The organism is Arthrobacter sp. P4_H3, assembly GCF_056400885.1.
In genome coordinates, this window is sequence record NZ_JBFUKK010000006.1 from 33,053 (window position 1) to 51,599 (window position 18,547).

Annotated in this window: 15 protein-coding genes and 1 pseudogene; 10 read left to right on the forward strand and 6 right to left on the reverse strand. The window is 67.8% G+C overall.

The annotated features are described in order from the left end of the window. Positions 1-3: 3 nt before the first annotated feature. The 6 genes from AC1DRE_RS10635 to AC1DRE_RS10660 all read right to left on the reverse strand — a co-directional run bounded on the left by AC1DRE_RS10635 (position 4) and on the right by AC1DRE_RS10660 (position 7,127). Complete coding sequence (locus AC1DRE_RS10635; RefSeq protein WP_476984604.1) at positions 4-840, reverse strand: aspartate/glutamate racemase family protein; 837 nt, start codon at positions 838-840, stop codon at positions 4-6. Continuing rightward, positions 837-1,520, reverse strand: a complete 684-nt coding sequence (locus AC1DRE_RS10640) for a GntR family transcriptional regulator (protein ID WP_476984605.1) — start codon at positions 1,518-1,520, stop codon at positions 837-839. The genes AC1DRE_RS10635 and AC1DRE_RS10640 overlap by 4 nt, the downstream gene beginning before the upstream one ends. 58 nt (positions 1,521-1,578) lie before the next feature. Continuing rightward, positions 1,579-3,072 (reverse strand): amidase, encoded by a 1,494-nt coding sequence (locus AC1DRE_RS10645; RefSeq protein ID WP_476984606.1) that lies wholly within the window; start codon positions 3,070-3,072, stop codon positions 1,579-1,581. An 11-nt stretch (positions 3,073-3,083) separates the two neighbouring features. After that, on the reverse strand, positions 3,084-4,454 hold the full coding sequence (locus AC1DRE_RS10650) for an MFS transporter (RefSeq protein ID WP_476984607.1): 1,371 nt from the start codon (positions 4,452-4,454) through the stop codon (positions 3,084-3,086). 166 nt (positions 4,455-4,620) lie between these two features. Further along, positions 4,621-6,000 carry an MFS transporter gene (locus AC1DRE_RS10655; RefSeq protein WP_476984608.1) on the reverse strand — a complete coding sequence of 460 codons (1,380 nt, stop codon included), beginning with the start codon at positions 5,998-6,000 and terminating at the stop codon, positions 4,621-4,623. A 287-nt stretch (positions 6,001-6,287) separates the two neighbouring features. Then, the gene (locus AC1DRE_RS10660; RefSeq protein ID WP_476984609.1) at positions 6,288-7,127 is read right to left on the reverse strand and encodes an ACT domain-containing protein; all 840 of its coding nucleotides are present in this window, start codon (positions 7,125-7,127) and stop codon (positions 6,288-6,290) included. Positions 7,128-7,553: 426 nt separating this feature from the next. Between AC1DRE_RS10660 and AC1DRE_RS10665 the strand changes: the two genes are divergently transcribed. The 10 genes and pseudogenes from AC1DRE_RS10665 to AC1DRE_RS10710 all read left to right on the forward strand — a co-directional run. Further along, entirely contained in the window at positions 7,554-9,125 is a 1,572-nt protein-coding gene (locus AC1DRE_RS10665) for a sugar transferase (RefSeq protein ID WP_476984610.1), read from the forward strand. Between the two features lie 15 nt (positions 9,126-9,140). Beyond that, complete coding sequence (locus AC1DRE_RS10670) at positions 9,141-10,253, forward strand: Gfo/Idh/MocA family protein (protein WP_476984611.1); 1,113 nt, start codon at positions 9,141-9,143, stop codon at positions 10,251-10,253. After that, on the forward strand, positions 10,250-11,245 hold the full coding sequence (locus AC1DRE_RS10675; RefSeq protein ID WP_476984612.1) for an NAD-dependent epimerase/dehydratase family protein: 996 nt from the start codon (positions 10,250-10,252) through the stop codon (positions 11,243-11,245). The genes AC1DRE_RS10670 and AC1DRE_RS10675 overlap by 4 nt, the downstream gene beginning before the upstream one ends. Further along, entirely contained in the window at positions 11,242-12,417 is a 1,176-nt protein-coding gene (locus AC1DRE_RS10680; RefSeq protein ID WP_476984613.1) for a DegT/DnrJ/EryC1/StrS family aminotransferase, read from the forward strand. The genes AC1DRE_RS10675 and AC1DRE_RS10680 overlap by 4 nt, the downstream gene beginning before the upstream one ends. Beyond that, a complete protein-coding gene (locus AC1DRE_RS10685; RefSeq protein WP_476984614.1) occupies positions 12,410-13,078 on the forward strand; it encodes a NeuD/PglB/VioB family sugar acetyltransferase in 669 nt (222 codons plus the stop codon). The genes AC1DRE_RS10680 and AC1DRE_RS10685 overlap by 8 nt, the downstream gene beginning before the upstream one ends. Beyond that, on the forward strand, positions 13,075-14,208 hold the full coding sequence (locus AC1DRE_RS10690) for a DegT/DnrJ/EryC1/StrS family aminotransferase (RefSeq protein ID WP_476984615.1): 1,134 nt from the start codon (positions 13,075-13,077) through the stop codon (positions 14,206-14,208). The genes AC1DRE_RS10685 and AC1DRE_RS10690 overlap by 4 nt, the downstream gene beginning before the upstream one ends. Then, the gene (locus AC1DRE_RS10695) at positions 14,205-15,668 is read left to right on the forward strand and encodes an oligosaccharide flippase family protein (protein ID WP_476984616.1); all 1,464 of its coding nucleotides are present in this window, start codon (positions 14,205-14,207) and stop codon (positions 15,666-15,668) included. Before AC1DRE_RS10690 ends, AC1DRE_RS10695 begins: the two co-directional genes overlap by 4 nt. Continuing rightward, the gene (locus tag AC1DRE_RS10700; RefSeq protein WP_476984617.1) at positions 15,665-16,936 is read left to right on the forward strand and encodes a glycosyltransferase; all 1,272 of its coding nucleotides are present in this window, start codon (positions 15,665-15,667) and stop codon (positions 16,934-16,936) included. The genes AC1DRE_RS10695 and AC1DRE_RS10700 overlap by 4 nt, the downstream gene beginning before the upstream one ends. Then, a complete protein-coding gene (locus tag AC1DRE_RS10705; RefSeq protein WP_476984618.1) occupies positions 16,933-18,138 on the forward strand; it encodes a glycosyltransferase in 1,206 nt (401 codons plus the stop codon). The genes AC1DRE_RS10700 and AC1DRE_RS10705 overlap by 4 nt, the downstream gene beginning before the upstream one ends. Beyond that, positions 18,135-18,524 (forward strand): annotated as a pseudogene (locus AC1DRE_RS10710) (VanZ family protein); the annotation flags it as partial. The gene AC1DRE_RS10705 and the pseudogene AC1DRE_RS10710, both read left to right, overlap by 4 nt. Between the last annotated feature and the right edge of the window lie 23 nt (positions 18,525-18,547).

The window sequence follows — 18,547 nt, forward strand, 5'->3', positions numbered from 1 at the left end:
CTCCTAATTCTTTGAAGCGGCGGGTGCAGACTGTGCGGCGGCCAGGGCGGCGTCGAGGTTTTCGGAGAGTCCCTTGCGGGCCTTGAGCGGCGGCGGCGCGAAGGCGCCGGCCCGGTGCGGGCCGGATTGAAGTCCGACGACGGCCTCCGCCATGCGGATGCCGGCGGAGATGCCGTCGACCACCGGGACCGGGATCTGGCCGCTAAGTTCGCGGGCCAGGCCGGCGAGGGGCGCGCCGGCGAGGATCACGACGTCGGCCCCGTCCTCCGCGACGGCCTGCCGGCTGAGTGCCAGCAGCGTTTCCTTGAAGTCCTGCTGGACTGTACCGATGCCGTTGAGGCTTTCGTTGATGGAGCGGATGGAGGCCAGCCGGCCGCCGAGGCCGAAGCGTTCCACGCAGTCCAGGTACCAGGGCCGGATCCGGTCCGAGATGGCGATGATGGAGAAGCGGTGGCCCTGCAGGGCTGCGGCGCACAGGGCAGCTTCCGTGATGCCGATGACGGGGACGTCCGTGAGTTCCTTCAGGGCAGGCATGCCCGGATCCCCGAAGGCCGCGACGACGACTGCGTCGACGGGGGCCCCGTCGACGGGTGCCGCGTCGATGCGGTCCGCGCGGGAGCCAGCGCCGCCGCCGGACGTTTCCGCGGTGTATTCGGCGATGACCTCTGCCACGGCGCCGGCGGCGATCAGGGACTCAAAGCGGGTTTCGATGTATTCGACGCCGTACCCGGCGGTGCGGACCACCAGTTCGGTGTCCGGCGAGGCCGAGCGCAGGGCTTCCGATTCGATCAGCGCAGTGACGTCGTCGCTGATGTTGGGGTTGATGACAAGGAGTTTCATTTTTTCTTCCGGTGAAGATCGGGTTCTGTTTTCTGGAAGTCGTCGGGGAATTGTTCGCGGTATTTGCCGATGTGCGACGCCGACTGGGCCGCGGCGCGGTCCGGATCGCCGCTGGCGATGGCGGCGTAGAGTTCCCGGTGCTCCCGGATCAGTTCGGGCAGGTCGCTCACATGGCGGAACAGCCAGTGCATGCGGCCCTGCAGGGGCTCCAGGGCGGACCTGAGGAAGCCATTGTCCGCGATCCGGGTGATGGCGTCGTGGAATTCGCTGTTGGCGCGGTGGGCGTCCATGACGGCGCCCTTGGCGAGGCAGCGTTCGGCCTCGTCCAGCAGGCCGTCAAGGTAGCCCAGGTCCTCCGGTGTTGCGCGCACGGAGGCAAGCCGGCAGGCCAGTACCTCCAGCGACTGGCGGACGTCGAAGAGATCCTCCACGTCCTTGGGGCTCAGTGAGCTGACCTCGGCACCGCGGGCTCCCCGGTCGCTGAGGAGGCCCTCCTGGCGCAGCATACGCAGCGCCTCGCGGACCGGCAGCCGGGAGACATTGAACTCGGCCGCCAGGTCGCGTTCCACCAGCCGGGTGCCGGGAGCGTAATGCCCTTCGAAGATCCTGGTGCGGAGCGTATCCCGGACAGTCTCGCGGAGGGGTCGTTCCTTGTTCTGGGTTTCTTCTGCGGCAAGCATGGTGCTCCATTCGTGGTTTTTTAAGCGACTCTATGTCCTTGGCGGCATCCACCACTGCTCAGCCCGCTGACGCTGGCCGGGAACGGAATGACGGAGGGCTGAAGCGACCGAACTCCCGTTCGAGGGCCGCGGCGACGGCGAGTACTTCGCGGTCGCGGTACGGCCGGCCCACCACTTGGATGCCGACCGGGAGGCCTTCGCTGGAGAGCCCGCACGGCACCACCGCCACCGGGAAACCGAGGATGCTGATGGCCCGGCAGCACGAGCCCAGTTCGGTCCACGGAATGTCCTTGCCGTTGACATTGAAGACTCCGGTCCGGGGATCCGACGCCGGTACGCTGGCCACCGGGAGGAGCAGAATGTTGTGTTCCGCCATGAAGCCCAGGACCTGGGTCCGGATGGCATCCCGTTCCGCGGCGGCCTTGCGGTAGTCCGCCACTGTGCTGGGTTCGGCGCCCAGCAAGGAGCTGCGGAGGTTGCTGCCCAACTGGTCCTCGCGGCCCGTGGCGAGCTCCACGACCTCGGGCATTCCCTCGGCCGTGCGGAGGGCCACGAAGGCAGCAGCTGCCCTGTCCACGCCCGGGGGCCGACCGTGGGCCGTCCGGACACCGAGGCCCTCGAGGGCTTCCGCGGCCTTCCGGACGGCAGCCACCAGATCGTCCCGGACGGGATGCGTGCCCTCGTCCTCGAACCATGCCGCGGTGATGCCGGCCAAGGAATCCACCGGACCGCCCAGGGGCACCGGCACGGTGGAGGGATCGACGCCGTCCGGCCCGGCGAGGATGCCGAGCAGCACGCCCAGGTCCTCCACGCTGCGGGCCAGCCAGGCCATGGTGCCCAGCCGGTGCAGGGCGGACATCGAGTTCGGGGCGGGAAGGCTGCCGTCCGCCGGCGGAACGTAGGGCAGCAGCCCGGTCTCCGGGACCAGGCCCGGGGTGGGGCGCAGGCTGGTGATGCCGGTGCAGTGCGCCGGCCAGCGGATGGAGCCGCCAAAGTCGGTGCCGAGCCCGAAGGCACTCATGCCCGAGGCCACGGCCGCGCTGTCCCCGCCCGTGGAACCGCCCGAGGTGAGGCCCGTGTCCCAGGGGTTCCAGGTGTCGCCGAAGAGCGGGTTGCGGGTGTGTGTCTCGACGGCGAACTCCGAACAGTTGGTCTTGCCCACCAACACGGCGCCTGCCTCCTGCAGGCGCCGGACCGCCGTCGCGGACTGCTCCGGAACGTAGTCCCCCAGAAGGGGACTTCCCGCCGTCGTCCGCAATCCCTTGGTGGCCAGCGTGTCCTTCACCGTGAACGGGACTCCGTGCAGGGGCCCAAGGAACCGGCCCTCGGCCGCCGCGGCATCGGCTGCCTCGGCTTCCTGCTGTGCCAACGGGTTGAGCGTAACGATGGCGTTCAGGCGGGGGTTCTCCCGGGCGATCCGCTCAAGGTGCAGTTCCAGGCATTCGACGGCGGTCAGCCGGCGTTCCCGCAGGGCGACGGCCCACTCGACCATGGATAGGCCGGTCAGCTGTTCGCTGTTGAGCTCTGCAGGAGGCATGACGGTGTTGTTCATTGTCGGGGCTCCTATCGGGTGGTGGCAGCGGCGGTGTTGCCGGCGTCGGTCATCGCGATCTTGGACGTTTCCTTGGCAACAAAGACGCAGTAGACCATGAGCAGCAGGGCCGCGGAGAGGTACCCGGCCACGGAGAATCCGGTGCTGGTGAGGGTGATCAGCTGGATGGCGATCAGCGGGGCGAAACCGCCGCCGAAGACGCCGGCCAACTGGAAACCAACGGCGGCACCGGTGTAGCGGACCTTGGTGGGGAACAGTTCGGGGATAAAGGACGCCACGGGGGCGTACATCGCGGCCACGATCACCAGACCGATGGCGGGGGCGATCATCACCAGGAACGGGTCCCTGGAGTTGAGCATCGCGATGAATACGAAGCTGTAGATGATGCCGGCTACGGCGCCGCCGATCATCACCGGGCGGCGGCCCACCTTGTCGCAGAGCGCACCGAACAGCGGGATGGCTATCATCTGTGCGACGGCGGACACGGTGGATGCCGCAAGGGCCAGGCTCTTGGGCAGGCCCAGGTGTTCGGTGCCGTAGACGAGGACGAACAGCGCGAAGATGTAGAACGCGATGTCGCTGCCGATGCGGGCGCCGACGGCCAGGGCCAGAGCCTTCTTGTAGTGCGTGAAGACGTAGAGGAGCGGGGCCTTGACCTCTTCCTGCTTCTTCTCGCCGGCCTTCTTCTCGGCTTCTTCGAAGACAGGGGATTCGGCGAGCTTCATGCGGATGTACAGTCCGATGGCAACCAGCAGGAAGCTAATGAGGAACGGGATGCGCCAGCCCCAGGACAGGAAGGCGTCCTTGGACAGTGCCGAGGTCATGAGCGTGAAGATGCCGGTGGCCAGGAGCAGGCCGGTGGGAGCCGCGCTCTGCACCAGGCTGCCGAAGAAACCCCGGCGGCCACTCTTGTCCGACTCGGTGACCATGAGGGCGGCGCCGCCCCATTCGCCGCCGATGCCGATGCCCTGCAGGAAGCGCAGGGAGACCAGCAGGACCGGGGCCCAGACGCCGATGTTTTCGTAGGTGGGCAGGAGCCCGACGGCGGCACTGGCCAGGCCCATCAGGAGCAGGGTGGTGACCAGGACGTTCTTGCGGCCGATCTTGTCACCGAAGTGGCCGAAGATCGCGGCGCCCAGCGGCCGGACTACATAGCCCACCGCGTAGGTGGCCAGCGCCAGCAGGAGACCGGTGGCCGGGTCCGAGCCGGGGAAGAACAGGATGGGGAAGACGATGGAGGCTGCTGTGCTGTACGCGAAGAAGTCGTAGTACTCGAGGGTAGTACCGACGAAGCTCGCGGCGACGACCCTCTTCATTGAGTTCCCGCCGCCCTTCGGCTTGGCGTCGGACACGGGACCTCGGGTTTGGGAGTTAATCGACATGTGGCCCTCCTGGGCAATGCGACGGGGTTGGGGTTGGGGGTGAGGATGATGTCCTCGGACGACCAATTTGGGATCCCAAATATGACGGTAAATCGTGGGTATGTCCATGTCAATGGTTTTGGGATCCCAAACCGGAAAAACTGTTGAAATGCTTGGTGTGGCCGGCTTATACGGGCAGGCGCTTGTTGTAATCCAGCGTCAGGACGGACACGCCCATGATGATCGCGGACCCGACGAAGTACAGCAGCGCCCAGGTGTAGGAGCCGGTGGCGCCCACGATCAGGCCGACGGCAATAGGGGTGACGAAGCCCGAGATGTTGCCGCTGAAGTTCATCGCGCCGCCCAGGACACCGGCATTGGTCCGGCCGCCCAGGATGGACGGGATGCTCCAGAAGAGTCCCACCCAGCGGAGGAAGAACATCACTACGGACAGGAGTACGACGGCGGTGGTCGGGTCTGCCACGACGGTCACCCCGACGAGGCCGCCCACCACCACGACGCTGGAGATGCCCAGCAGCGTGCGCATGACGCGGTTCGCGGAGGCGCCGGCTGCCCGCCATTTGTCGGCAAGGGTGCCGCCCAGGATCTCCCCGACGAAGCCGGCGCCGAAGATCACGAACGTGGACCACCCGATGGTTTTCAGGTCGAAGCCCTTGGCCTGGGCGAGGTAGAGCGGGCCCCAGGTGAGGAGTCCGTAGAACACGCCGTTGAAGCCCAGCCAGCCGAAGCACATGGCCCAGAAGGAGCGGAACTTCAGGTAGGGGAGCAGGGCGCGCTTGCCCTTGCTGCCGTCCAGCTCGGCCTCGGCGTCCTCCGCGGCGTGGGAGGCCTCGATGTAGTCGGCTTCGGCGGCGTTGACGCCGCGGTGCTGGCGCGGGTTGTCCCGGACGTACCACCAGACGGCCAGGCCCATGAGCACCGTGGCCGCACCGGCGATGACGAAGGAACTGCGCCAGCTGCCGGTGGCGGCGATCAATCCGGCGATGAGGATGCCGCCCAGTCCTGCGCCGAGGGGAGCTCCGGCGTCCAAGATGGTGGCACCGCGGCCGCGTTCGGACTTGTGCATCCAGATGGCATTCAGCTTGCCGCCGGCGGGCATGACGCCGGCCTCGGTGACGCCGATACCAAGCCGGGCAATGAACATGCTCAGGAAGCCGCCGGCCATGCCTGAGGCGGCCGTTGCGGCGCCCCAGCCGACGCACGAGGCGGTCATGACCTTGCGCGGGCCGAACTTGTCGATCAGCAGGCCGACCGGGATTTGCATGAGGGCGTAGGTCCAGAAGAAGGCGGAAAGCAGCAGGCCGACCAGCTCCGGGGCCATGTTGAATTCCTTCTGGATGATGGGGAGCGCCACTGAGATGGAGCCGCGGTCGATGTAATTGACGGCGACCAGGACGAGGAGCAGCAGGAAGAGCTTCCAGCGGACGTTGGTGCGCCGTTGCACGCCGTCCTTGCCGGTCTGGCCTTCTGTGGCCTGAACTGCGGTTGGGTCGGTTTCGGAACCTGACGTTTCGGTATTTGAAGTTTCGGTACTTGGAAGAGACACAGCTTCTCCTTCACGGGGAAGATTGCGGGCAGGGGAAAGACTCTGGTGCTGTGGCTGGCCGCGGCCGGATCGGGCGGAGGCCTTACTTTCCCGGGCGGGATCTGGAGTACGCCGTTCGGGGCGCAGGGTCCGGGAAATGCTCACTTTTGGGATCCCGTTTTGGGATCCCAAAATTAAAGATAGAAGTGACCCCTGCCACTGTCAAGGGTTTTTCCGGCAACGCCTGCCGGGTCGCTTATTTACCGATTGTGACTGTTCGTCTCTGGAGTCCTCCGTCGAAAATCCGGTTACCGGCTGTCGCTGTGCGCCAGGATCTCGGCGAGTTCGGCCAGCCGGTGCGCGCGCGCCGACTCGGCGGGAGTAAACGGTTCGCCGGGCCGGTAGAAGGTGATGGGGCCGTGCCACGCGGTCGGGATCTTGAGCACCGTTCCGGCGTCGGCCGAGGCCGGAGCTTCCTGGCGGCCCTCAATGGCCTCGGGAACGATCCTCGCCGACAGCAGCTCGGCCACGGCCAGCGGCAGCTCCTTCGGATTGCCGGCGATCCGGGCGGCCAGGCTCAGGGCCCTGGTCTGGCCGTCGGCCATCGCCAAGGCAGTGGTGGGCCAGACATGGGCGTGCCGGCCGCCGCCGTCGCGAAGTGCCTCGAGCAGCCCGCGCTCGCGAAGGTGCCCCGGGGCGGACAGGACGAACTCGTCCAATACACCGCCCGCCACCGGATGGATGTGGATGCTGAGGATGTTGGTGTCCAGCCGTGCCAGCGCCTGTGTAATCTTCTGAAGCGACCCGGGCTCATCGCGCAGCACTGTGCGCGCCCGCCACAGGGCCGGTGCCGTATTCAGCCGTTTGCGGTGCCGCAGGGCCGGCGCATGCAGCCAGCTCCTCAGCATCCGGGCAGCTGACGGTTCGGCCACCCAGATGACCAGCACCGTAGCGGTCAGGGTAAGTACCAGGACCTTGGCCACATAGGGGAGATGCGTCTCCACCACGGCGGCATGCACCAGGAGTTCAATAGGCAGCATCACCGCGATATTCGCCAGGGTCAGCCGGGCTTTTGGCGGTTCCGGCATCTGGCCGCAAACTTCGCAGCTCAAGTCGGCCGATTCGGGGGACTGTGCCTTGCGCTTCATACTCACATCATGTCCGGGCCCTGTTTCAGGCGGATTGCGGCTGCGTCACGAACGCCAACATCCCTGAATTGGCGCGGTTTTTGCACCGCTCAGGAGCTACCGCTGCCAACCCGGGGATGCCTTCGGGAGCCCGCCGCCGGGCCCCGATTTCGCGTAGGGCCGGGTGTCCCCCCCTGCCGTGGGTCCACGTAATACCCGGCACCCCCACCTAACGGCCCACGACCCGTCCGAGTAGCACACGCATAAAGCTCCAAGGGCATGCATAGAAAGCCGGGTAGGTGCCGCTCGTGACGCAGGCACCGGCCCACGGCTTTCATTGGGGAAGGCATCAACCGATGCCGCCTACCAATGTTCGGGGGGATAGGCAATGGCGACATGGTCTGCCTGCGCGTGGCGCCCCTCCGCCACCAATGTTTGGGGGCTGCAGTGAGCCAGCTGGGTAAAACAAGCCCGTTCGTGCTGAGGTTCCTGAGTCCCGGAGGGACCTCCGGGACCGCCGCCGCTCCGCCGCTTGGCGCCGTCGTCGGGGGTTCCCCCGGCAGCCCGGAACGGCAGCCGTCCGCAGACAAGGTGTCCGGCCGGGAATGGGCCCGCTTTCTTGCCCGCTGCCTCCGACTGACCGACTCCCTGCTGGTGGTTGTCTCAGTGCTCGCCGGGTACGTGATCCGGTTCGACGGCGGGCACTCCTTTGCGGAAAGCCGCGAAAATGCGCTCGGCGCCCTCCTGGCCGCCGGCCTCGCGGTGGCATGGATCGGTGCCCTCCACTTCTACCGGACCCGGGACCCGAAAGTACTCGGCATCGGCTCCAGCGAATACAAGCGCGTTGCCGTCTCCACCACCCGCGTCTTTGGCCTCCTGGCGGTGTTCCTGGTGGTGTTCCGGCTGGAACCGGCCTGGGCGTTCTATGTGGCGTCGTTCCCGCTGGGCCTGTTGGCTCTGGTGGGAAACCGGTGGTTCGCCCGCCGCTGGTACAACCGGAAACAGGCCGAGGGCCAGTTCCTGGTGAAGGCGATAGTCATTGGCGAGCCGAACGATGTCCGCTACGTCCTCGGTCGGATCGCCAAAAAGACCGGCGCGGCCTACGAAATCCTGGGGGTGTCCCTGCCTGGAGCCCGCCGGGGGATGACGCTCGACGTCGACGGCCGCCGGATTCCGGTGCTGTCCTCCACCGACGACGTTGTCCGGACCGTGGGAAATCACGGTGCAGAGGCAGTCATCGTGGCGGGGCCGGTGCCGGGAGGCAACCAGTACATCCGGGAGCTGGGATGGCGGCTGGAAGAACATCGAGCCGAACTCGTCCTGGCGTCCACGCTGACGAACGTGGCAGGGCCGCGGATCCACTGGCGGCCGGTCGAGGGACTGCCGCTCATGCATGTGGACGTGCCGCAATACAGCGGCGGCAAGCACGTGCTCAAGCGGCTCCTGGACATCGCGGGTGCCTCCGTGGCCCTCGTCCTGCTGTCGCCGCTGTTCCTGGCCCTCGCGGTCATCGTCAAACGGAACGGTCCGGGGCCGGTGTTCTTCAAGCAGGAGCGCGTCGGCAAAGCCGGCCGTCCGTTCCGGATGATCAAGTTCCGGTCCATGGTCACCGACGCGGAAGCGTCACTCGCTGCACTGATGGCGAGCAACCAGGGTGCGGGCGTGCTGTTCAAAATGCAGAACGATCCGCGGGTGACCAGCTGCGGACGCTGGATGCGCCGCTACTCGCTGGATGAACTGCCGCAGTTCTGGAACGTGCTCACCGGCGAGATGAGCCTGGTGGGCCCCCGGCCGCCGCTGCAGCGCGAGGTGGAAGCCTACGAACGGCACACCCACCGCCGGCTGCTCATCAAACCGGGAATCACCGGACTCTGGCAGGTTAACGGCCGCTCGGACCTGCCCTGGGACGAGGCCGTGCGCCTCGATCTCTACTACGTCGAAAACTGGTCGATCATGGGGGACGTCATCATCATGTGGCGGACCTTCAAAGCAATGTGCATGCCTTCGGGCGCGTATTAAGAAGAGGGGACAGACATGGACGCGTCACAAGAGTCCTACCGCAGGGATCTTGACTTATTGGCTTCCGCCGCGCCTTTACGGGCCGCCGTCATCGGCGCCGGCTACTGGGGGCCCAACCTTGCCCGCAACTTCAAGGCCAGCCCCGACTGGACACTGTCCGCGGTCGTGGACATGGACCGGGACCGCGCCCTCAAGCTCGCCGCAGCGAACGGGGGTGTTCCGGTCTGCGAATCCGTCGACGAACTGCTGGACACCGTCGAGGTCGACGCGGTGGCCATCGCCACGCCGGCCCACACCCACCACGGGATCGCCCTGACGGCCTTGCGGGCAGGCAAACACGTGCTGGTGGAAAAGCCCCTGGCCGACAGCAGGGCCAAAGGCGTGGAGATGGTCGAAGAGGCCGAAAGCCGGGGCCTGGTCCTGATGGCGGATCATACGTACTGCTACACGCCCGCGGTCCTGAAAATCCGGGAACTCATCGCGGACGGGTCCCTGGGCGAGATCCTGTTCATCGACTCGGTGCGGATCAACCTGGGGCTCGTCCAGCCGGACGTGGACGTGTTCTGGGACCTCGCACCGCACGACCTGTCCATCATCGACTTCATCCTGCCCGGCGGCCTCCGGCCGGTGGAAGTGGCCGCCCACGGCGCTGATCCCCTGGGCACCGGACGCGACTGCGTGGGGCACCTGACCTTTGCGCTGCCCAACGACGCCATGGCGCACGTGCACGTGAACTGGCTCAGTCCCACCAAGATCCGCCAGATGGTGGTGGGCGGCTCCCAGCGGACCCTGGTCTGGGACGACCTGAACCCACAGCAGCGGCTCAGTGTCTACGACCGGGGCGTCAGCCTGGACCGGAAATACCGGTCACCGGCGGAGAAGAAGGCATTCGCCATTTCGTACCGGCTGGGTGATACCTGGTCGCCGGCACTGCCCGAACACGAGGCCCTTGGCCAGATGGTGGCGGAATTTGCCAGCAGCATCTGGCATCTCCGGCCTGCACGGACCAGCGGCGCATCCGGGCTGAGGGTGCTGTCCGTGCTGGAGGCGGTCAGCCGCAGCCTCAGCAGCGGCGGACAGTCGGTCGCCGTCACGGGCAACGAAGCCCAGATGGAGGGACGGCGATGAGCATGCTCCAGGGCGCACGGGTCCTGGTCACCGGCGGCGCCGGAACCATCGGATCCACGATCGTTGACCACCTGATCACCGCCGGCGTCGAGCAGGTGGCAGTCCTGGACAACCTGGTCCGTGGCCGCCGCGCCAATCTCGACGATGCCGTTGCCACCGGCAGGGTGGAGCTTGTCGAAGGCGATCTCCGCGACCGGGACCTGGTCCACGACCTCACCCGCGGCAAGGACATCGTCTTCCATCAGGCGGCCATCAGGATCACGCAGTGCGCCGAGGAGCCGCGGCTGGCCCTGGAAGTGCTGGTGGACGGCACGTTCAACGTGTTCGAGGCCGCAGCCGACCACGGCGTGGGCAAGCTGGTGGCGGCATCCAGCGCCTCGGTGTACGGCATGGCGGAGGATTTCCCCACCACGGAACGCCACCACCACCACAACAACGACACGTTCTATGGCGCGGCGAAGTCCTTCAACGAGGGCATGGCCCGCAGCTTCCGGGCCATGACCGGACTGGACTACGTCCTGCTGCGCTACTTCAACGTCTACGGACCACGGATGGACGTCCACGGGCTTTACACGGAGGTGCTGGTGCGCTGGATGGAGCGCATCGCGGACGGCCTGCCGCCGCTGATTTTCGGTGACGGACGTCAGACCATGGATTTCATCCACACCCGGGACGTTGCCCGCGCCAATATCCTGGCCGCCGGCAGCGGTGTCCGCGAAGGCGTCTATAACGTGGCCAGCGGTGAAGAAACCAGCCTCCTGGAGCTTGCCGAGGCCCTGTTGCGGGCCATGGATTCCGGCCTGCAGGTGGAGCACGGTCCGGACCGCGCCATCAACGGCGTTGTCCGCCGCCTCGCGGACGTCTCGGCCGCCCGGCTGGACCTTGGCTTCGCGGCGGAAACCGGACTCGAGGACGGCCTTCGGGAACTCGTGGACTGGTGGCGTCCGCTGCGAAGCGAAATCGCGGCCACCCGGGTCGGAGGCGTGCGGTGACCATTAGCCAGGATCGGGCGCTGAGCCGCATCAATGTCATGAAACCGTGGCTAGGGGTCGAAGAGGCGGAGGCCGTCGCCGAGGTGATCGCGTCCGGCTGGGTGGCGCAGGGCCCCCGGGTGGCGCAGTTCGAGGAAGCCTTCGCCGCCGCCCAAAAGGCGATGTACGCCGTCGCGGTTTCCAACTGCACCACGGCACTGCACCTGGCGCTGAAGGTGGCGGGCATCGGCCCGGGCGACGACGTGGTGGTACCGTCCTTCTCCTTCATCGCCACGGCCAACGCCGCAGGCTACGTCGGGGCACGGACGGTTTTTTGCGACGTTGAAGCCGAAACCGGCAACGTCTCGGCTCAGACAGTCGCCGCCGCACTGACCCCGGCCACCAAGGCTGTGATCGCAGTGGACCAAGGCGGAATGCCGGTGGATTTGGACCCCATCCGGGCACTGTGCGACCCCTTGGGCATTACGGTGATCGAGGATTCCGCGTGCGGGGCGGGCTCCACGTACCGAGGGCGGCCCGTGGGGGCCGGTGCGGACTTGGCTGCGTGGTCCTTCCACCCGCGCAAGATCCTGACCACCGGCGAGGGCGGCATGCTGACCACGCTGAACCCGGAGTGGGCCGGCCGGGCGCGGAGGCTGCGCGAACACGCCATGAGCGTTTCGGCCAACGACCGCCATGCCGCCCTCCTGGCCCCGGCGGAGGAATACCTCGAAGCCGGGTTCAACTTCCGGATGACGGACATGCAGGCGGCAGTGGGGCTGGTCCAGCTGGGGCGGCTGGGCGAGGCCGTGGCCCGTCGCCGGTACATCGTGGCCAGCTACCAGTCGGCCCTGAACCGGGTTGGGGGGCTGCGGTTTGTCCGCGATCCCGACTATGGCACCAGCAACTTCCAGTCATTCTGGGTTGAGGTCCTGCCGTCGTTCCCCCTCGGCCGTGAAGAGCTCCTGGAGCGGCTGGCACGCGACGGCATCTCTGCCCGCCGCGGGATCATGGCCGCGCACAGGCAGCCGGCGTACGCCGGCAGGGATACCGGGCCCGCCGACCTGTCCGTCACCGAGCGGCTGACCGACAACACGCTCATCCTGCCCGTGTACCACCAGCTGACCGCCGGCGAGCAGTCCCGGGTGCTGCGGTCCATCCGACTGGCAAGCGGGGAGGGAAACCGTGGCTGACCTCATTCTCATCGCTGCCAGCGGGCTCGCCCGCGAAGTCCTCGCCGCAGTGCGCGACAGCGGCCAGTTCGACGTCGTCGGGATCCTCGACGACGATCCGGGCAGGGCGGGCACCACGGTGGACGGCTCGCACGTCCTGGGACCGGTCAGCCACGCGCTCAACTATCCGGACGCCAAGGTGGTGGTCTGTGTCGGCGCAGGCAGCGGGCGGGCCGGAATAGTGGCCAGGCTTGCCGCGCTCGGGTTCCCGGACCGGCGCTACGCCACCGTGGTTGATGCCTCGGTGCGGCTCCCGGAGGGATGCCTGATCGGCCGCGGCAACATCCTGCTGGGCCACGTCACGCTGACAGCCGGCGTGACCATTGGCAACCATGTGGTGGTGATGCCCGGGGTGACCCTTACGCACGACGACGCGGTGGAGGACTTTGCCACGTTTGCGGCCGGCGTTTCGCTGGGCGGCGGCGTCCGCGTGGGGCAGGCGGCCTACCTGGGCATGAACTCCAGCGTGCGCGAACGGACCGTCATCGGCGCCGGCGCCACCGTAGGGATGGGGGCCGTAGTGCTGGCCGATGTTCCGGCCGGCGAGACCTGGGCCGGCGTTCCGGCGCGGGCCATCAAGCGTGCCATGCAAACGGCCGCAGTTTCAGGAGGCGGACGATGACTCTTTCACCCACTTTCCCCTTGTCCGTACCCCTCGTTGACCTCGGCGCGCAACAGCAGGAAATCGCCGAAGAAGTGGAGAGCGGCATCCGGGAGGTCTTCGCGCGGACCTCCTTCATCGGCGGCCCCGAGGTTGCCGAATTCGAGCACGCCTACGCCCGTTTCGTGGGCGCCCGGCACTGCGTCGGCGTCGCCAACGGAACCGACGCGCTGGAGCTGGGACTCCGCGCAGCCGGGGTCGTGCCCGGCGGGGAGGTCATCCTGCCGGCCAACACGTTCATCGCCACGGCCGAGGCCGTGAGCCGGATCGGGGCGGTCCCGGTGCCTGTCGACGTGGACCCCGACTACCTGCTCATCGATCCCCAGCGGGTCAGTGAGGCAGTGACTGAGGCGACACAGGCGATCGTGGCAGTGCACCTTTTCGGGCAGACTGCGTTCGTTGAGAAGCTCAAGGCCGCTGCCTACGGCTGCGGCGCCGTCATCGTCGAGGATGCCGCGCAGGCCCAGGGCGCATCCCGGCACGGGCGCTTCGCCGGCACGCTGGGCAGCGTGGCCGGAACCAGTTTCTATCCGGGCAAGAACCTCGGTGCAGCCGGCGACGCCGGAGCGGTCCTGACGAACGACGACGGGATAGCCGCCCGTGTCCGCCTTCTGGGCGCCCACGGCAGCTCCGTCAAGTACGAGCACGACGCGATTGGCATGAACTCCCGCCTGGACACCATCCAGGCAGTGGTGCTGAACTCCAAACTGCGCCGCCTGGCGGCCTGGAACGAACGACGGCGGGAGGCCGCCGCCCGCTATTCGGAGATGCTCCGGGACGTCCCCGGCATTGTGCTGCCACGCACGGCCGAAGGCAACGTCGACGTCTGGCACCTCTACGTCATCCGGATCCTGGAGCGGGACCGTGTGCTCGCCGCCCTCAACGGTGCCGGGATCGGCGCCGGTATCCACTACCCCGTTCCGATGCACCTCAGCCGCGCCTACCGGCACCTCGGATTCTGCCGCGGATCCTTCCCGGTGGCCGAAGAAGCCGCCGCAACCATGCTCTCCCTGCCGATCTACCCGCATATCACCGCCCGGCAGCAGGAGTACGTCATCGGCCAACTGCTCGCGGCCATGGAACGGCCATGACACAAGGAAACAGCGCCCCCGGCGCCTCGAACGCCTTCGCGTGGAGCCTCCTGAACACGGTGGTGTCGAAGGTGGGCACGCTCGGGATTGGCATCGTCCTGGCGAGGATGTTGGGCCCGGACTCCTTCGGAACCTATGCGGTGGCGCTGGTGGCCCTGATGGCCGTGCTCAGCTTCAACGAGCTTGGCGTTTCGCTGGCGATCGTCCGGTGGCCCGGCGACCCGGCGAAAATAGTGCCCACCGTCAACAGCATCTCGGTGGCGGGCAGCGGCCTGTTCTGCGCCGGTGCCGTCCTTGCTGCTCCCGCGTTCGCGGCCGCAATGGGCGACCCCGAGGCCACGGACGTGGTTCGGGTCCTCATCCTCAGCGTCTTCATCAACGGTGTGGTGGCATCTCCGGCGGCCCTGCTCCAGCGCGACTTCAAGGAGAAGACCCGGCTGGGGATCGACCAGGTCAACGTCTGGACGGGAGCCGTGCTGTCCATTGTCCTGGCGCTCGCGGGAATGGGCGCCATGGCGCTGGCGGTGGGCAGGGTCGCCGGAAGCCTCGTGTCAGCCGCCATGTTCCTGGCGGCGTCGCCCGTGCCGTATCGTTTCGGCCTGGACCGCAACCAGCTCGGACCCCTGCTTCGGTTCGGCCTGCCGCTGGCGGGCACGAGCATCATTTTCTTCGCGGTCGGCTACGCGGACCAGCTGACGGCCGGAGCCCTGCTGGGACCGGCGGCACTTGCCTTCTACGTCCTCGCGTTCAACCTTTCCAACTGGCCCGTCAGCATCCTCGCCCAGCCCCTCCGCAGGGTGGCGCCGGCCGCGTTTTCGGCACTCCAGCAGGACAAGGCAGCCATGAACTCGGCGCTGGTCTCGGTGGTGGCGGTCCTCGCCGCGGCGACGCTGCCGCCCGTGATGTTCCTGGCCGGAAGCGCAGTGCCGCTGGTGGATCTTGTCTACGGCAAGGAATGGCTGCCGGCGGCTGCCGCGCTCTCCTGGCTGGTGGTGGGCGCTGTCAGCCGGATCTTCTCGGACCTGGCCTATGACTTCATGGTGGTCCTGGGCAGGTCCGGCACGGTGTTCGCCATCCAGGCCGGCAGCCTGGCGGTGCTGGTGCCCGCACTCGCTGCCGGTGCAGCCCTGGGCGGCCTGCAGGGACTGGCTTTTGCGCAGGCCCTGGTCTGCGGCTGCATCCTGCTGCCGCTGTGTTTATGGCAGCTCGCCAACGCAGGCATCTCCGTGCGGGCCGTCTCGTCCGTGGTGTGGGTCCCCGCACTGGCTTCCCTTGCCGTCGGTGCCTTGTCGCTTGGCCTGGTCAGCTGGCTGCCCGCGCCCTGGCTGGAACTTCCTGCGGGCGCACTGCTTGCTGCGTCCACGGCCGCGGCGTTGCTGTACTGGCGCCGGGATGACGTGAAGCTGCTGAAGGATGTGGGCCGCGAGGCCCGCTCGGAAGTAGGAGAGCTGGTCCCATGAGAATCCTTGTCTACCCCCACGACCTCGGCATCGGCGGCAGCCAGATCAACGCGATCGAGCTCGCCGGAGCCGTAGCCAGGCTGGGCCACGAGACCATCGTGTTCGGGCGGCCCGGGCCGCTCGTGGACAGTATCCGGCGGCTGGGGCTGGAATTCGTGGCCGCGCCGGAACCGGGCAGGCGGCCGTCGGTGGCGGTTAGCCGGGCGCTGGCCGGGCTGGTCGAACGCCGGCGGATAGACATCCTGCACGGCTATGAGTGGCCGCCCTCGCTGGAATGCTATCTGGCCGCACGGCGGATGCCCCGTGCGGCGGCAGTGTCCACTGTGATGTCCATGGCCGTCGCCCCGTTCATCCCCAAGCACGTCCCCCTGACGGTCGGCACCCACCAGATCGCGGAGGTGGAGGCCGGCTTCGGCCGCTCAGCCGTTACGGTGCTGGAGCCACCTGTCGACGTGGACGCGAACCGCCCCGGCCTTGACCTCGCCCAGGGAGACCTCAGGATGACGTGGGGCGTCCCGGAGGGCGCGTACGTTGTAGCCATCGTGTCCCGCCTGGCCAGGGAGCTCAAGCTGGAGGGCATCCTCAGCGCCATGGACGCGGTGGCTTCCCTCCCGGCCACGATGCGGGTTTGCCTGCTCATTGCCGGTGACGGCCCGGCGCGTACGGAAGTTGCCGCGCGTGCGGCGCAGGTCAACATCAGGACCGGCCGGCAGACGGTTGTCCTTACCGGCGAACTTGCCGACCCCCGGGCGGCCTACGATGTGGCCGACGTTTGCCTCGGCATGGGCGGATCCGCGCTGCGGGCGCTGGCCTTCGGCAAGCCGCTGGTGGTCCAGGGCGAGGCAGGCTTCTGGGAGCTCCTGACGCCTTCCTCGCTTGATACCTTTCTATGGCAGGGATGGTACGGCGTGGGCAGCGGGCAGGCCGGCGGCGCTTCCGCGCTCCGCCAAGTACTGTACGAGATCCTGCCTGCCGAGCGGCTCCGCGCCGATCTCGGGGACTTCGGCCGGCGCGTCGTGGTGCACCGCTACTCGCTGGCACATGCCGCGGAGGCCCAGCTGGACATTTACGGCGCTGCCCTGGAAACCGCGTCCGCCAGCCGCATGGCGTACGCCCGCGAACTCGAGGCCGCCGGCCATTTCCTCCGCTACAAGTGCCGCCGGCTGCAGGCGCGCCTGACCGGGCGGGCAACGGCAGATGACTTCAACGCCCGTCCCGTCGCCGCCGGGCAGCCGCTGCGGGCAGTGCCCGCAGGAGGTGCCTCATGAGTCCCCGCGGTCCCATCGTGTGGATGGCCGGGACCAACTGGGATGCTGTGGCAGGCACTGACAAGCGTCTGGTACAGGAACTCGCTGCGACGCGGCCCGTCATGTGGGTGGATCCGCCTGTACCTGTCCGGCTGCCGCGTCGGGGAAGCCTTCGGTCCGGGCTGGAACAGCTCGACGATTCCCTCCTGCGGCTGAGGGTGATGGCGCCGCCGGGGGTGACTCGTCCGCTCATTCGCCGGATCACGGCCTTGTGGCAGCATCGAGCGATCCGGTCCGCGGTGGCCCGTGCGGGCTGGAAACCGGCGGCCGTAGTCTCCGCCATGCCGCTGGCCCGTTTCCCCCGCGGGGTCGCCGGAGCAAAGATCCTCTACGTGACGGACGACTGGCTCGAGGGATCGCGCCTGATGGGGATATCGCGGTCGGCCGTCAGGAGCGTCCTCGCATCCAACCTGGCACAGGCTGACGGCGTCGCGGCGGTTTCCGGGGAGCTGCTGGCCCGGCTCGCCGGGTTCAACCCGGCTGCCGTTCCAGGAGCAGCGGTTCCGGCCGGGCAACCGGCCTGCGCCGTCATTCCCAACGGCTGCCCTGAGCCTGCCGGTTCGATGCCTCCGGTGCCGCGCGAACCTGCGGCCTGCCTGGTGGGCACCCTGAACGAGAGGCTGGATCTTGATGTTCTGGAAGCTGTCCAGGCCTCCGGGGTCAAGCTGGTGGTCATCGGACCGCGCTCGGACCGCAGCCCGTCCTTCGGCCTCAGGCTGGACGCCCTCCTCAGGGCCGAAAACGTCCGCTGGATGGGAGAACTTGCTGCTGAGGAACTGCCAGCCCAGCTGTGCACCTTCGGGGCGGGCATCACACCGTACACCGACTCGCCTTTCAACCGTGCGAGCTTTCCGCTGAAAACGCTTGAGTACCTGGCGGCGGGGCTGGCCGTCGTGTCCACGGACATGCCCTCGGCGCGCTGGCTCAACACGAACCTGATCTCCGTGCAGACGGCGCCGCAGGAGTTCGCACTCGCAGTGAAGGCTGCCCTGGCACAACGGAATGACGGGGATAGGGAACTGCGCCGGAAGGAATTCGCCTCCGGACACACCTGGGCGGCACGGGCCCTCGAGTTTCAAGCCCTCCTTGACGGCGCGGCGAATGCCGGCGCCCAAGCCGCACTGCAGGTGCTGGCCGGTCTCGGGACGGAGGCCAGGCGATGAAGGGCACCACGCCGCGAACGGCGGCCGTCGTGCTGTTCGCCTCATACCTCGCACTCCTGGCGTTGGTGGGCTTCTGGCCCACGCCCGTGGAACGTCCCGTCGCGGGGATTCTTCGCGGCTTCCTGCTGTTCCTGCAGGAACAGCCCCTGACGGCGGGAATCCGCTCCGGACATGTGGAGGCGGCCGCCAACGTGGTGCTCTTCGTGCCGCTGGGCGTGCTGGCTGCCTGCCTGCTGCCGGCACGCCGGTGGTGGCTGGCCGCACTGGCGGGCCTGCTGGGTTCCGGGGCGATTGAAACAGTCCAGTTCCTGGTCCTCGACCAGCGCCAGGGCGGCCTGAGGGACGTCGCCACCAACACCCTGGGCGCACTGCTCGGCGCGCTAGCGGTCCGTTGGGTGCGTGGCCGGAA

Coding starts and splice junctions, on each gene's coding strand:
- AC1DRE_RS10635 (WP_476984604.1), bottom strand. CDS start 840: ATGAAACTCCTTGTCATCAACCCCAACATCAGCGACGACGTCACTGCG.
- AC1DRE_RS10640 (WP_476984605.1), bottom strand. CDS start 1,520: ATGCTTGCCGCAGAAGAAACCCAGAACAAGGAACGACCCCTCCGCGAG.
- AC1DRE_RS10645 (WP_476984606.1), bottom strand. CDS start 3,072: ATGAACAACACCGTCATGCCTCCTGCAGAGCTCAACAGCGAACAGCTG.
- AC1DRE_RS10650 (WP_476984607.1), bottom strand. CDS start 4,454: ATGTCGATTAACTCCCAAACCCGAGGTCCCGTGTCCGACGCCAAGCCG.
- AC1DRE_RS10660 (WP_476984609.1), bottom strand. CDS start 7,127: ATGAAGCGCAAGGCACAGTCCCCCGAATCGGCCGACTTGAGCTGCGAA.
- AC1DRE_RS10670 (WP_476984611.1), top strand. CDS start 9,141: ATGGACGCGTCACAAGAGTCCTACCGCAGGGATCTTGACTTATTGGCT.
- AC1DRE_RS10675 (WP_476984612.1), top strand. CDS start 10,250: ATGAGCATGCTCCAGGGCGCACGGGTCCTGGTCACCGGCGGCGCCGGA.
- AC1DRE_RS10690 (WP_476984615.1), top strand. CDS start 13,075: ATGACTCTTTCACCCACTTTCCCCTTGTCCGTACCCCTCGTTGACCTC.
- AC1DRE_RS10695 (WP_476984616.1), top strand. CDS start 14,205: ATGACACAAGGAAACAGCGCCCCCGGCGCCTCGAACGCCTTCGCGTGG.
- AC1DRE_RS10700 (WP_476984617.1), top strand. CDS start 15,665: ATGAGAATCCTTGTCTACCCCCACGACCTCGGCATCGGCGGCAGCCAG.
- AC1DRE_RS10705 (WP_476984618.1), top strand. CDS start 16,933: ATGAGTCCCCGCGGTCCCATCGTGTGGATGGCCGGGACCAACTGGGAT.